Below are 12,707 nucleotides of genomic sequence, written 5' to 3'. Positions count from 1 at the left end.
ATTTTCTCGGGAAGTTCGGCGCGTTCTCGACGATTGCCCCCGGCGCGCTGGCATCACTATGGTGTAATGGTCGCCAAGCAAACCATTTGTGGCCTGAGTCTCACCGAGGAGATGCGTATGACCCCCCGTTCCGGCAACCTCTCACTGGCCGAGCTCACCGGGCTCGTCGCCGCGGGCGAGATCGACACAGTGATCCTGGCGTTCACCGACATGCAGGGCCGCCTGATCGGCAAGCGCATCTCCGCCCGGCTCTTCCTCGAGGATGTCGCCGAGCACGGCGCCGAGTGCTGCAACTACCTCCTCGCCGTCGATGTCGAGATGAACACCGTCGACGGCTACGCGATGTCCAGTTGGGAGCGCGGCTACGGCGACATGGCGATGATCCCCGACTTCGACACGCTGCGCCTCGTGCCCTGGCTGCCGGGCAGCGCGATGGTGACGGCCGACCTGCAGTGGCTGGACCAGGCGCCGGTCGTGGCCTCTCCGCGCCAGATCCTGAAGGCCCAGCTCGAGCGCCTGGCCGAGCGCGGCCTGGTGCCGTTCGTCGGCACCGAGCTCGAGTTCATCGTCTTCGACGACAGCTACCGCCAGGCCTGGGCGAAGGGCTACCGCGACCTGGCCGCGTCATCCGATTACAACATCGACTACGCCATGCTCGCCTCCACCCGGATGGAGCCGCTGCTGCGCGACATCCGCAACGCGATGGACGGTGCGGGCATGTACTCGGAAGGCGTCAAGGGCGAGTGCAACCTCGGCCAGCAGGAGATCGCATTCCGCTATGCGCATGCGCTGGCGACCTGCGACAACCACTCGATCTACAAGAACGGCGCGAAAGAGATCGCCGACGCGCACGGCAAGAGCCTGACCTTCATGGCCAAGTTCAACGAGCGTGAGGGCAACAGCTGCCACATCCACATCTCGCTGCGCGATGAGGCGGGCTCCCCCGTCTTCGCCGACACGGATGCCGAGCACGGCATGTCCACGGTGTTCCGCCACTTCCTGGCCGGCCAGCTGGCCGCCATGCGCGAGCTCACGCTGTTCTTCGCCCCGAACATCAACTCGTACAAGCGCTTCGTGGACGGCAGCTTCGCCCCCACCGCCGTGGCCTGGGGCATCGACAACCGCACCTGCGCCCTCCGCGTCGTCGGCCACGGCCCGGGCATGCGGGTGGAGAACCGGGTGCCGGGCGGCGACGTCAACCAGTACCTCGCCGTCGCGGCCCTCATCGCGGCCGGCCTGCACGGGATCGAGAACGAGCTCGAGCTCGAGGACGCCTTCGTCGGCAACGCCTACACCGGCGGGGCGGCCCGGGTGCCGGCCACCCTGCGCGAGGCGGCGCAGCTGTTCTCGGAGTCGGCCATCGCCCGGGCCGCCTTCGGCGACGAGGTCGTCGACCACTACCTGAACAACGCCGCCGTCGAACTGGCGGCCTTTGACTCGGCTGTGACCGACTGGGAGCGGGTGCGCGGCTTTGAGCGGCTCTGAGCCCGGGACCGGCGCCGAGTCCGAGCCCTCCGACGCACCGGTCATCGGCATCACCAGCTACCTGGAGCAGGCGCAGACCGGCGTCTGGGACGTGCGCGCCTCCTTCCTGCCGCAGGTCTACCTCGATGCGGTGACGGATGCCGGAGGCATCGCCGTCGTGCTTCCGCCCCAGCCGGTCACCGCGGCAGCTGCGCGGCGCGTGCTCGCCGGCCTGGACGGGCTCATCATCGCCGGCGGCGCCGACATCGACCCCGCCCGCTACGGGCAGGAGCCGCACCCGAGGACCGGGGCGCCCCGCGGCGACCGCGACGAGTGGGAGGACGCCCTGCTGCACGCCGCCATCGAGACGGAGCTGCCCTTCCTCGGCATCTGCCGCGGCGCGCAGATGCTCAACGTCGCCCTCGGCGGCAGCCTGCACCAGCACCTGCCCGACGTGGTCGGCAGCGAGAAGTACCAGCCGGCGCCGGCCGAGTTCGGCACCGAGACGGTGCAGACCGAGGCGGGCACCGCCGTCGCCGACCTCCTCGGGGACGCCCTCGACGTGCACGTCTACCACCACCAGGCGCTCGACCGGGTGGCACCGGGGCTGCGGGTGTCCGCCACGACCGCCGACGGCGTGATCGAGGCGGTTGAGCTGCCCGGCGTGCCGTTCGGGGTCGCCGTGCAGTGGCATCCGGAGGAGAACGCCGCCGACCGCCGGCTCTTCGCCGGCCTGGTCGAGGCCGCGAGGCGGCACAGGACGTTGAAGGAGCAACCGTGAGCTACACGATCATCAACCCCGCCGACGAGAGCATCGTCGAGACCGTCGAGCACCTGGACGTGGAGGCGACGGACGCGGCGATCGCCCGCGCGGCCGCCGCCCAGCGCGCCTGGGCGCCGCTCGCCCCCGCCGACAAGGCGCGGGCGCTCCGCCGCTTCGCTGCCGCCGTCGACGCCGACATCGAGAACCTCGCCCAGACCGAGATGCGCAACTCCGGCCACCCGATCGGCCAGGCCCGCTGGGAGGCCGGCCACGTGCGCGACGTGCTCGACTACTACTCCGCCACCCCCGAGCGCCTCTTCGGCAGGCAGATCCCGGTGGCCGGGGGTCTCGACGTCACGTTCAACGAGCCGCTCGGCGTCGTCGGCGTGATCACGCCGTGGAACTTCCCGATGACGATCGCCGCGTGGGGATTCGCCCCGGCCCTGGCCGCCGGCAACGCCGTCGTGCTGAAGCCGGCCGAGTGGACGCCGCTGACCAGCATCCGCCTGGCCGAGCTCGCCCTGGAGTCCGGGCTGCCGGAGGGGCTGTTCCAGGTGCTGCCCGGCCGGGGCTCCGTCGTCGGCGAGCGCTTCGTGACGAACCCGACCGTGCGCAAGGTCGTCTTCACCGGCTCCACCGAGGTCGGCAAACGGATCATGGCCGGCTGCGCCGAGCAGGTGAAGCGGGTGACGCTGGAGCTCGGCGGCAAGAGCGCCAACATCGTCTTCGCCGACTCCGACATCGAGAAGGCCGCCGCCACCGCGCCGTACGGGGTGTTCGAGAACGCCGGGCAGGACTGCTGCGCCCGCAGCCGCATCCTCGTCGAGCGGAGCGCCTACGAGCGCTTCATGGAGCTGTTGGAGCCCGCCGTGCAGGGCGTCGCCGTCGGCGACCCCGCCCTGCCGGGCACAGAGATGGGCCCGCTGGTCTCCCGGAAGCACCTCGACGCCGTCTCCTCCTTCGTGCCGGATGACGCCCCCGTCGCGTTCCGCGGCAGCGCGCCGACCGGCCCCGGCTTCTGGTTCGCGCCCACCGTGCTGACGCCGGGGCGCGGCGACCGCGCCGCCCGCGAGGAGATCTTCGGACCCGTCGTGACCGTGCTGCCCTTCGACGACGAGGCGGATGCCGTGCAGCTGGCCAACGACAGCGATTACGGCCTGTCCGGCTCGATCTGGACCCGGGACGTCGGCCGGGCCCTCCGCGTCGCCCGCGGGGTCGAGTCGGGCAACCTTTCGGTCAACTCGCACTCCTCGGTGCGCTACAGCACGCCGTTCGGCGGCTTCAAGCAGTCCGGGCTCGGCCGCGAGCTCGGCCCCGACGCACCGCTCGCGTTCACCGAGACCAAGAACGTGTTCATCGCCGTCGACTGATCACACGCACGCCACAGCATCCCAGCACGAAAGAGAGAACCATGAACGCCGCCCCCGCGATCACCCCGATCAACCTCACCCAGCGCCTGGCCGGCAAGGTCGCCGTCATCACCGGCGGCGCCAGCGGCATCGGCCTGGCCACCGCGAAACGCTTCGCCGCCGAGGGCGCGACCGTCGTCATCGGCGACATGGACGCCGCGACGGGCGCTGCGGCGGCCGAGCTCGTCGGCGGCCTGTTCGTGCAGGTCAACGTCACCGACGAGGCGCAGGTGAACAACCTCTTCGACACCGCGGCGGCCACCTACGGCTCCGTGGACATCGCCTTCAACAACGCCGGCATCTCCCCGCCCGACGACGACTCGATCGAGACGACGGAGCTGCCGGCCTGGGAGAAGGTGCAGGACGTCAACCTCAAGTCGGTCTACCTGTGCTCCCGCGCCGCACTCCGCCACATGGTGAAGCAGGGTAACGGTTCCATCATCAACACGGCGTCCTTCGTCGCGGTGCTGGGCTCCGCCACCTCGCAGATCTCCTACACGGCCTCCAAGGGCGGCGTGCTGGCGATGAGCCGCGAGCTCGGCGTGCAGTTCGCCCGGCAGGGAATCCGAGTGAACGCCCTCTGCCCCGGCCCGGTGAACACCCCGCTGCTGCAGGAGCTGTTCGCCAAGGACCAGGCGCGCGCCCAGCGCCGCCTCGTGCACATCCCCGTCGGGCGCTTCGCCGAGCCGGAGGAGCTGGCCGCAGCCGTCGCCTTCCTCGCCAGCGACGACTCCTCCTTCATCACCGGGTCGACGTTCCTCGTCGACGGCGGCATCAGCTCCGCCTATGTCACCCCAGAGTGAGTCCTAGGCTGGAACCATGATTGATTCTCCGGATGCGGCACAGCACGGCCTGCTGAGCGCCGAGCTGCTGCTGCGCCCGGGGAAGAGCGCGAACGCCTTCGAGGAGACGGTGCAGCGGCTGCTGCAGACCATCCGACTGGGCCTGATCGCGCCCGGCGAGAAGCTGCCGGCCGAGCGCGAGCTCGCGGGGATGCTCGCCGTCAGCCGCGACACGCTGCGCGACGCCATCGCCTCGCTGACCGAGGCCGGTTACGTCGTGTCCCGGCGCGGCCGCTACGGCGGCACCTTCGTCGTGGACCCCGTCCCGCGCGGCACCCCGGTCGTCGACGCGAACGGCGAGCTGCGCGAGCGGCGCTCTGTTCCGGCGTCCGAGATCGAGGACACCCTCGTGCTCCGCAGCATCCTGGAGGTCGGCGCCGTGCGGCAGGCCGCCCTGTGCGAGCTGAGCGCGGTAGACCGGGAGCGGCTCTGGCAGGCGCTCGACGACTGCAGCGCCGCCGCCCCGGAGGAGTACCGCCGGCACGACTCGCGCCTGCACCTGCTCATTGCCGAGCTGGTCGGCTCGCCGGGCCTGGTGCCTCTGGTGGCCGACGTGCGGATGCGGGTGAACGAGCTGCTGGACGACATCCCGCTGCTCACGCCGAACATCGTGCACTCCAACGCCCAGCACGAGGCGATCGTCAAGGCGATCCTGCGCGGGCACCCGGATGCCGCGGCCGCGGCAATGACCGAGCACATCGCCGGCTCGGAGGCCCTGCTGCGCGGCTTCCTGGGTTAGAGGCTGCCCGGACCACGCCTGCAAACGCCGAACGGCCGGATGCATGTCGCATCCGGCCGTTCTGTTGTGTGCTTCTCGGTTACAGGCCGAGCATGGTCTCGATCGGGCCGCGCACGAAGTAGAGCAGGAAGCCTGCCGCGACGATCCAGAGCAGCGGGCTGATGCCCTTGGCCTTGCCGGAGAGCGAGCGGATCAGCACCCAGGCGACGAAGCCCGCGCCGATGCCGTTGGCGATCGAGTAGGTGAGCGGCATGACGACGATCGTGAGGAACACCGGCAGCAGCACGGAGAACTCGCTGAAGTCGATGTCCTTGATCTGGGTCATCATCATGGCACCCACGATGACGAGGGCGGCGCTGGCCACCTCGGTCGGCACGATCGAGGTGAGCGGCGTGAAGAACATCGCCACCAGGAACATGAGGCCCGTGATCAGGTTGGCGAAGCCGGTGCGCGCACCCTCACCGATGCCGGCGCCCGACTCGATGAAGACCGTGTTGGAGGAGCTGGAGGTGAAGCCACCGGCGACGGCGCCGATGCCCTCGACGACGAGCGCGCTCTTCAGGCGGGGGAAGTTGCCCTTGGCGTCTGCCAGCTTGGCCTCGTTGGAGAGGCCGGTCATGGTGCCCATGGCGTCGAAGAAGTTCGTGAAGACGAGGGTGAAGACGAGCATCATGGCGGCCAGGGCGCCGATGCGCTCGAAGCTGCCGAAGCTGACCTGGCCGACGAGGCTGAGGTCGGGGATGCTGACCCACTGGGCGGGCAGCGCGGGGACAGAGAGGCTCCAGCCGCCGGCGTTGAACTCGCCGTTCGAGAACTGCGGGCCGAGCTTCGCGATCGCCTCGACGATGACGGCGAGCACGGTGCTGCCGACGAGGCCGATGAGCAGGGCGCCCTTGACCTTGCGGGCGACCAGGACGCCGGTGACGACGAGGGTGACGATGAAGATGAGGGTCGGGATCGTCGCAACGGAGCCGTTGACGCCGAGGCCGACGGGCGGGGAGGCCGCACCGGTGGAGGTGACGAAGCCGGCGTTGACGAGGCCGATGAAGGCGATGAAGAGGCCGATACCGACGGTGATGGCGAGCTTCAGCTGAATCGGCACCGCCTCGAAGATCAGGCGGCGCAGGCCGGTGGCGGCCAGCAGCACGATGATCAGGCCGTTGATGACGACGAGGCCCATGGCCTCGGGCCAGGTCACCTCGCCGACGACGCTCACGGCGAGGAAGGAGTTGATGCCGAGGCCGGCCGCGAAGCCGAACGGCAGGCGGGCGACGACACCGAAGAGGATCGTCATAACGCCGGCGGTCAGCGCGGTGACGGCCGCGAGCTGCGGGAATCCGAGCGAGTTGCCGTCGATGTCGACGCCGCTGCTCAGGATGATCGGGTTCAGGATGACGATGTACGCCATCGTCACGAAGGTGACGATGCCGCCGCGCACCTCGGTGGCGAAGTTGGAGCCGCGCCGCGTGATTTCAAAGTAGCTGTCGATTCGAGACTTCAGGCCCGAAGGCGGTGTTGCGGGTGTCTCGGTGGCCGTTGACTGTGAAATGGCTAGCTCCTTGTGCTCATATGTTGTCAAATCCCCGGTTGATTCTAAGGGTTTTCCTAGCGGAGGCACGCATTGGGCCCCAACAGTCCCTACGATCGTCAAGGGGTTTCCCGCCCCGCACCCCCATTTCGCACCCCCTCTCTGAACGGAAACACCGCATGGAACTGCCCTGGAAGCTGCACGGAGACGGCAAGAACGTCGCCGCGAGCACAATCGTCGCCCCTGAAGAGCGACTGAGTTGGCCGCGCACGATCGGTTTGGGGATGCAGCACGTCGTCGCCATGTTCGGCGCGACGTTCCTCGTCCCGATCCTCACCGGCTTCCCGCCCAGCACGACCCTGCTGTTCTCCGGTCTCGGCACGATCCTGTTCCTGCTGGTCACCCGCAACAAGCTCCCCAGCTACCTGGGCTCCTCCTTCGCGTTCATCGCCCCGATCACCGCGGCAACGGTCGGCACCAACTACGGCAACGCCCTCTTCGGCATCGTCGTCGTCGGCGCCATGCTCGCAATCGTCGGCCTCCTGGTGCAGGTCACCGGTTCGGGCTGGATCGACGCGCTCATGCCGCCCGTCGTGGCCGGCGCCATTGTGGCGCTGATCGGCTTCAACCTCGCGCCCGCGGCCGGGGCCAACTTCGCCCAGGCCCCGCTCACCGCCATCATCACGCTGGCCGCCGTGCTGTTGAGCGCCGTCTTCTTCCGGGGAATCCTGGGCAGGCTGTCCATCTTCATCGGTGTGCTCGTCGGATACGTGGCCGCCGTGCTGTTCGGCCAGGTGAACTTCGACAAGGTCGCGGAAGCCGCCTGGATCGGCTTGCCGACCTTCGCATTCCCCACGAACCCGTTCACCGACCCCACCGTGCTCGCCTTCCTGCCCGCGTTCATCCCCGTTGTGCTCGTCCTGATTGCCGAGAATGTCGGCCACGTGCGCGGCGTCGCTCAGCTGACCAACCCGGGCGTCAACAAGCTCACCGGCCGCGCGTTGTTCGCAGACGGTGTCGCCACGATGCTCGCCGGTAGCTTCGGCGGTTCCGGAACCACCACCTACGGCGAGAACATCGGCGTCATGGCCGCGACCCGCGTCTACTCCACTGCCGCCTACTGGGTGGCCGGCATCTTCGCGATCCTGCTCAGCCTCTCCCCCAAGGTCGGCGCCGTCATCAACACCATCCCGCCGGGAGTCCTCGGTGGCGTCACGACCGCGCTCTATGGCCTCATCGGCATCATCGGTGTGAAGATCTGGCTCGACAACAAGGTCGACTTCAACAGCCCGATCAACCAGTTCACGGCCGCGACCGCCCTGATCATCGCCATCGCCGATTACACGATCACCATCGGCGGCATCACCTTCACCGGTATCGCGCTCGGCACCATTGCCGCGATCGTCGTCTACCACGTGATGACCGCGGTGGCCCGCGTCCGCGGCACCAACAAGCTCTAGCACCACCCGCACCACAGCACCACCCGCACCACAGCACCACCCGCACCACAGCACTCGCCTCCCCGTCGACTCCGCGCCTCGCGCGCGGTGTCGACGGGGAGGCTTTTGCGTCCCCGATCGTTCCCGCGCGTTCCCGTCGGCGGCGGAGGCGCGACTGCTGGCAGCCTGGTCGACGGATGCCGGTGCGACAGCGCTCGCGCCGCGGCATCCGCTCTGCACCGAGCGTGCAGCAACCGGCGCACTGCCACGGCCGCTGTGCGCCAGTTCGTGGGCCTCCGCGCCACATCAGCTGGCGCGGATCCGCACGAAGTGGCGTAGGGCGCGAACAGCGCGCATCGGGCAGCCGCTGCGACAGTCCCACCGCGACCCAGCCACGCTGCGACAGCCGTACTGCGCCGGGCTCGCTGCGACGGGCGTGCGACTACCCGGGGGCACCTCGGCGGGCATGCGGCCACGGCCGCTGTGCGCCAGTTGGTGGGCTTCCGCGCCACATCAGCTGGCGCGCAGGCCCACGAAGTGGCGCAGCGCGCAAACAGCGCGCATCGGGCAACCGCTGCGACAGCCCCGCTGCGACGGGCGCTGCGACGGGCCTGCGGCTACACGGGTGCGCCTCGGCGGGCGCACGGCAACGGCCGATGTGCGCCAGCTCGTGGGCCTCCGCGCCACACCAGCTGGCGCGGGGGCCCAGGAAGTGGCGCAGGACGCGAACAGCGCGCATCGGGCGGTCGCAGCGACAGCGGTACGGCGACAGCCCCGCTGCGACATCCACACGCTGCGACAGCCGCGCTGCGACAGCCGTAGGGCGCCGGGCGCGCTGCGACAGGCGTACTGCAACACGGGTGCGCCGCGGCATCCGTTCTGCACCGAGCGTGCAACAACCGGCGCACGGAAACGGGTGCTGTGCGCCAGTTTGTGGGCCTCCGCGCCACACCAGCTGGCGCGGAGGCCCACGAAGTGGCGCAGCACGCGAACGACGAGCGTCGGGCAGTCGCTGCGACAGTCCCACCGCGACCCAGCCACGCTGCGACATCCCCGCTGCGACATCCACACGCGGCGACGGGCGTGCGGCGACACGGGTGGGCTGCGGCCGGCGGGCGTGCGGCGACGGCCGCTGTGCGCCAGTTCGTAGGCCTCCGCGCCACACCAGGTGGCCGGATGCCTACGAAGTGGCGCGGGGAGCAGCCGCGACCGCGCGGGCGGCTGCGCGGGCGGCCACGCGGGCCGGCGGCGGCGCCGGCCTAGGAGTGGAGGGCGGGGACGATCAGGTAGATGCCGAAGAGCACCGCGCAGGCACAGACGACGAAGCAGGCCCAGGCGCCGATGAAGGCGGCCTGCTTCTGCCCCGCGGTGAGCGGGTTCTTCTTGGCGGCCTTGCGGGCGCGCTTGGTGGCGGTCTTGATCTCCTTGGCCGACATCACGGTGATGGCGTCGGTGAACTCGGCCGGCTCGACGACGGGGACCCGGCCGGAGGCCGAGAGCAGACGCAGGCCGAGCGAGTAGGTGGAGACGACGACGACGGTGGAGACGATCGCCGCCAGGAAGACGATGAAGAAGGCGACCCAGTCGATCACGGCTTTGCCTTTCGCTTGGGCTTGGGGTTGCTCTTGATCTTGACGGCCTTGCCCGAGTCGGCGACGTCGCTGACGACGTTGCTGTGCGAGATCTCGTCGCGGCGCGACCAGAGGAAGATGCCGACGATCACGACGGTGCCGATGACGGCGTCGACGACGATGCCCCACGGGCCGAGGTGCGCGATCCAGGCGGCGACCGCGCCGACGAGGGCGGCGGCGGGAAGTGTGAGCAGCCAGCCGATGCCGATGCGGCCGGCGGTGCCCCAGCGCACGGTCGATCCGCGGCGGCCGAGGCCAGAGCCGATGACCGAGCCGGAGGCGACCTGCGTGGTGGAGAGGGCGAAACCGAGGTGGGTGGAGGCGAGGATCGTGGCCGCCGTGGCGGTCTCCGCGGCGAAGCCCTGGGCGGGCTTGACGTCGGTGAGGCCGGTGCCGAGCGTGCGGATGATGCGCCATCCGCCCATGTACGTTCCGAGCGCGATGGCGAGTGCACAGGTCACGACGACCCAGGTCTGCACGTTGTCGTTGTCGGCTGCCTGCAGGCCGCTGGAGACCAGCACCAGCGTGATGACACCCATGGTCTTCTGCGCGTCGTTCGTGCCGTGCGCCAGGGCGACGAGCGAGCTGGAGAAGATCTGCGCGTAGCGGAAGCCGTCGCGGCCGTCGGGGCGGCCGTCGTAGCGGCGGGTGATGGCGTAGGCCAGCTTGGTGGCCGCATAGGCGACGACACCCGCGGTGACCGGCGCGATGAGCGCGGGCAGGATCACCTTGGAGAGCACCTGGTCGATGTTGATCGCGTTGATGCCGGCGCCGACGAGGGCAGCACCGATGAGACCGCCGAAGAGCGCGTGGCTGGAGCTGGACGGGAGCCCGAGCAGCCAGGTCAGCATGTTCCAGACGACAGCGCCGATGAGGCCGGCGAAGATCAGTTCCGGCGTGATGAGAACGCCGCCCTCGCCCTCATTGATGATGCCGTGCGAGATGGTCTTGGCGACCTCGGTGGACAGGAACGCCCCGACGAGGTTGAGCAGCGCCGCGAGGGTGACCGCGACCTTCGGCTTCATGGCACCGGTCGCGATGGGGGTGGCCATCGCGTTGGCGGTGTCGTGGAAGCCGTTCGTGAAATCGAAGAACAGTGCGAGCGCGATGACAAGCACGACGATCAGGGTGATATCCACCGGCGACTTTCTTTAGGGGAAGAGGGGTTCGGTGAAAATACACCGGAAATTCACTAGGAATGGCTTGCCGAAATCGAAGAACTGCGGAACACCACGTCGATACTTACACCCAGATCGACCAAGGTCAACCTGAGCGCGGGTCAGCGCTGGGGACGCTCGGCCGAGAGTGTCGCATCCACGACGCTTGCAAGATCCTCGCCGAAGGTGAAGTCGCGTCGGACCTCTCCCCCTGCCAGCACCTCCGGCAACCAAAACCGGGCGTCATCCCACATTTCTGCGTACGGGACGGCGTCCAGGTCGACCCACTCCGGATTCAGCTCATTGGATTCTCGGGGAATGCCCGTCCAGCGCTCGCAGACGAAGACGTGCGAGCGCTGGCTCCACGATTCGCGGTGCGGGAAGAAGTAGTCGAGCATGCCGCGGCTCTGCAGGTCTGCGGGTGCGACGAGCACGCCCGCCTCCTCGGCGACCTCGCGCACCGCGGCATCCGCCGGCGACTCCCCCGGCTCTAGCTTGCCGCCCGGCGCGACGAAATTGCCCTGGCCGAGGCCGAGCTTCTTGCGGCCGAGCAGCACCTGCCGGATGCCGCGCTCGTCGGTGCGCAGCAGGTACACGACGCACACCTGCGGGAGCGGGGCGGGGTCCATGTCAGCTCGAATCGGGGTGGATCGAATGCGCGGCGGTCGGCCTAGCCGAACAGGATGCGGGCCTCGTCGAAGCGGTCCTGCGGCACGGTGTTCAGCCCGCCGGTCGCCTCGGCGATGCTCACGGTCTTGATCTCGGTGCCGCGGAGGGACACCATGGAGCCCCACTGGCGCTCGTAGACGGCCTCGACGGCTGCCATGCCGAGACGGGTGGCCAGCACCCGGTCGTAGGCGCTCGGGGCGCCGCCGCGCTGGATGTGGCCGAGAACGGTCGCGCGGGACTCGATGCCTGTGCGCTCCTCGATCATCGGGGCGAGCAGCTCGGCGATGCCGCCGAGGCGCGGGCGGTTGAAGGCGTCCAGGCCCTTGTGCGAGTGCGCCTCGGTCATGCCCTCGAGGGTGAAGCCCTCGGCGACGACGACGAGCGGGGCACGGCCGCGCTCGCGCACGGACTCCACCCACTCGCAGATCTGCTCGATGGACTGCGGCTGCTCCGGGATGAGGATGGCGTGCGCGCCGCCGGCCATGCCGGAGTGCAGGGCGATCCAGCCGACGTGGCGGCCCATGACCTCGAGCACCATGCAGCGGCCGTGCGAGTCGGCGGTGGTGCGCAGGCGGTCGATGGCCTCCGTGGCGATCTCCACGGCGGTGTCGAAGCCGAAGGAGTAGTCGGTGGCGGTCAGGTCGTTGTCGATCGTCTTCGGCACGCCGACGACGTTGATGCCGCCCTCGTCGTGCAGGCGGCGTGCGGCGGTGAGGGTGCCCTCGCCGCCGATCGCGATGATCGCGTCGATGCCGTTCTCATCGAGCATGCGCTGGATGTTCTCCGGCCCGCCGCCCTCGCCCTCGAAGGGGTTGGTGCGGCTGGAGCCGAGGATGGTGCCACCCTGCTTGGCGAGGCCGCGCACGTCGTGGCGCGTGATCGGCATGATGTCGGCCTCGACGACGCCGCGCCAGCCGGAGCGGAAGCCGACGAACTCGGTGTCGTGCGAGATGACGCCCTTGAGCACCGCCCCGCGGATCACCGCGTTCAGGCCCGGGCAGTCTCCGCCGCTCGTCAAGATTCCGATCTTCATGCGCCCTGGCTCCTCGTTGGTTCTGGGTGGTGG

General features: G+C 69.5%; 11 protein-coding genes. 6 read left to right on the top strand and 5 right to left on the bottom strand.

Annotated features, from left to right (window positions below):
- Positions 1–117 precede the first annotated feature (117 nt).
- The 5 genes from BLT62_RS07660 to BLT62_RS07640 are packed head-to-tail and all read left to right on the top strand — an operon-like array spanning position 118 to position 5,217.
- Complete coding sequence (locus BLT62_RS07660) at positions 118–1,485, top strand: glutamine synthetase family protein (protein ID WP_083363524.1); 1,368 nt, start codon at positions 118–120, stop codon at positions 1,483–1,485.
- A complete protein-coding gene (locus tag BLT62_RS07655; protein WP_083363523.1) occupies positions 1,472–2,245 on the top strand; it encodes a gamma-glutamyl-gamma-aminobutyrate hydrolase family protein in 774 nt (257 codons plus the stop codon). The genes BLT62_RS07660 and BLT62_RS07655 overlap by 14 nt, the downstream gene beginning before the upstream one ends.
- Positions 2,242–3,597 carry an aldehyde dehydrogenase family protein gene (locus BLT62_RS07650; RefSeq protein ID WP_083363522.1) on the top strand — a complete coding sequence of 452 codons (1,356 nt, stop codon included), beginning with the start codon at positions 2,242–2,244 and terminating at the stop codon, positions 3,595–3,597. The genes BLT62_RS07655 and BLT62_RS07650 overlap by 4 nt, the downstream gene beginning before the upstream one ends.
- A gap of 41 nt (positions 3,598–3,638) precedes the next feature.
- Positions 3,639–4,439, top strand: a complete 801-nt coding sequence (locus tag BLT62_RS07645) for a 3-oxoacyl-ACP reductase (protein WP_197675181.1) — start codon at positions 3,639–3,641, stop codon at positions 4,437–4,439.
- A 16-nt stretch (positions 4,440–4,455) separates the two neighbouring features.
- Complete coding sequence (locus BLT62_RS07640) at positions 4,456–5,217, top strand: FadR/GntR family transcriptional regulator (RefSeq protein ID WP_083363521.1); 762 nt, start codon at positions 4,456–4,458, stop codon at positions 5,215–5,217.
- Positions 5,218–5,296: 79 nt separating this feature from the next.
- On the opposite strand, the gene BLT62_RS07635 is transcribed toward BLT62_RS07640, so the two are convergent.
- A complete protein-coding gene (locus BLT62_RS07635; RefSeq protein WP_083363520.1) occupies positions 5,297–6,796 on the bottom strand; it encodes an NCS2 family permease in 1,500 nt (499 codons plus the stop codon).
- Between the two features lie 128 nt (positions 6,797–6,924).
- Here BLT62_RS07635 and BLT62_RS07630 point away from each other — a divergent pair, with 128 nt between their 5' ends.
- Entirely contained in the window at positions 6,925–8,205 is a 1,281-nt protein-coding gene (locus tag BLT62_RS07630) for a uracil-xanthine permease family protein (RefSeq protein ID WP_083363519.1), read from the top strand.
- A 1,238-nt stretch (positions 8,206–9,443) separates the two neighbouring features.
- On the opposite strand, the gene BLT62_RS07625 is transcribed toward BLT62_RS07630, so the two are convergent.
- From BLT62_RS07625 to BLT62_RS07610, 4 genes are all read right to left on the bottom strand, one after another.
- Positions 9,444–9,776, bottom strand: a complete 333-nt coding sequence (locus BLT62_RS07625; RefSeq protein WP_083363518.1) for a peptidase — start codon at positions 9,774–9,776, stop codon at positions 9,444–9,446.
- Positions 9,773–10,954 (bottom strand): inorganic phosphate transporter, encoded by a 1,182-nt coding sequence (locus BLT62_RS07620; RefSeq protein ID WP_083363517.1) that lies wholly within the window; start codon positions 10,952–10,954, stop codon positions 9,773–9,775. The genes BLT62_RS07625 and BLT62_RS07620 overlap by 4 nt, the downstream gene beginning before the upstream one ends.
- A 140-nt stretch (positions 10,955–11,094) precedes the next feature.
- A complete protein-coding gene (locus tag BLT62_RS07615; protein ID WP_083363516.1) occupies positions 11,095–11,601 on the bottom strand; it encodes an 8-oxo-dGTP diphosphatase in 507 nt (168 codons plus the stop codon).
- 41 nt (positions 11,602–11,642) lie between these two features.
- Entirely contained in the window at positions 11,643–12,674 is a 1,032-nt protein-coding gene (locus BLT62_RS07610) for a 6-phosphofructokinase (RefSeq protein WP_083363515.1), read from the bottom strand.
- Between the last annotated feature and the right edge of the window lie 33 nt (positions 12,675–12,707).

Origin of the sequence: Microterricola viridarii, assembly GCF_900104895.1 — a bacterium.
GTDB lineage: Bacteria > Actinomycetota > Actinomycetes > Actinomycetales > Microbacteriaceae > Microterricola > Microterricola viridarii.
The sequence above is the reverse complement of the archived record's forward strand: the minus strand, read 5'-3'. Positions and strand labels throughout refer to the sequence as shown.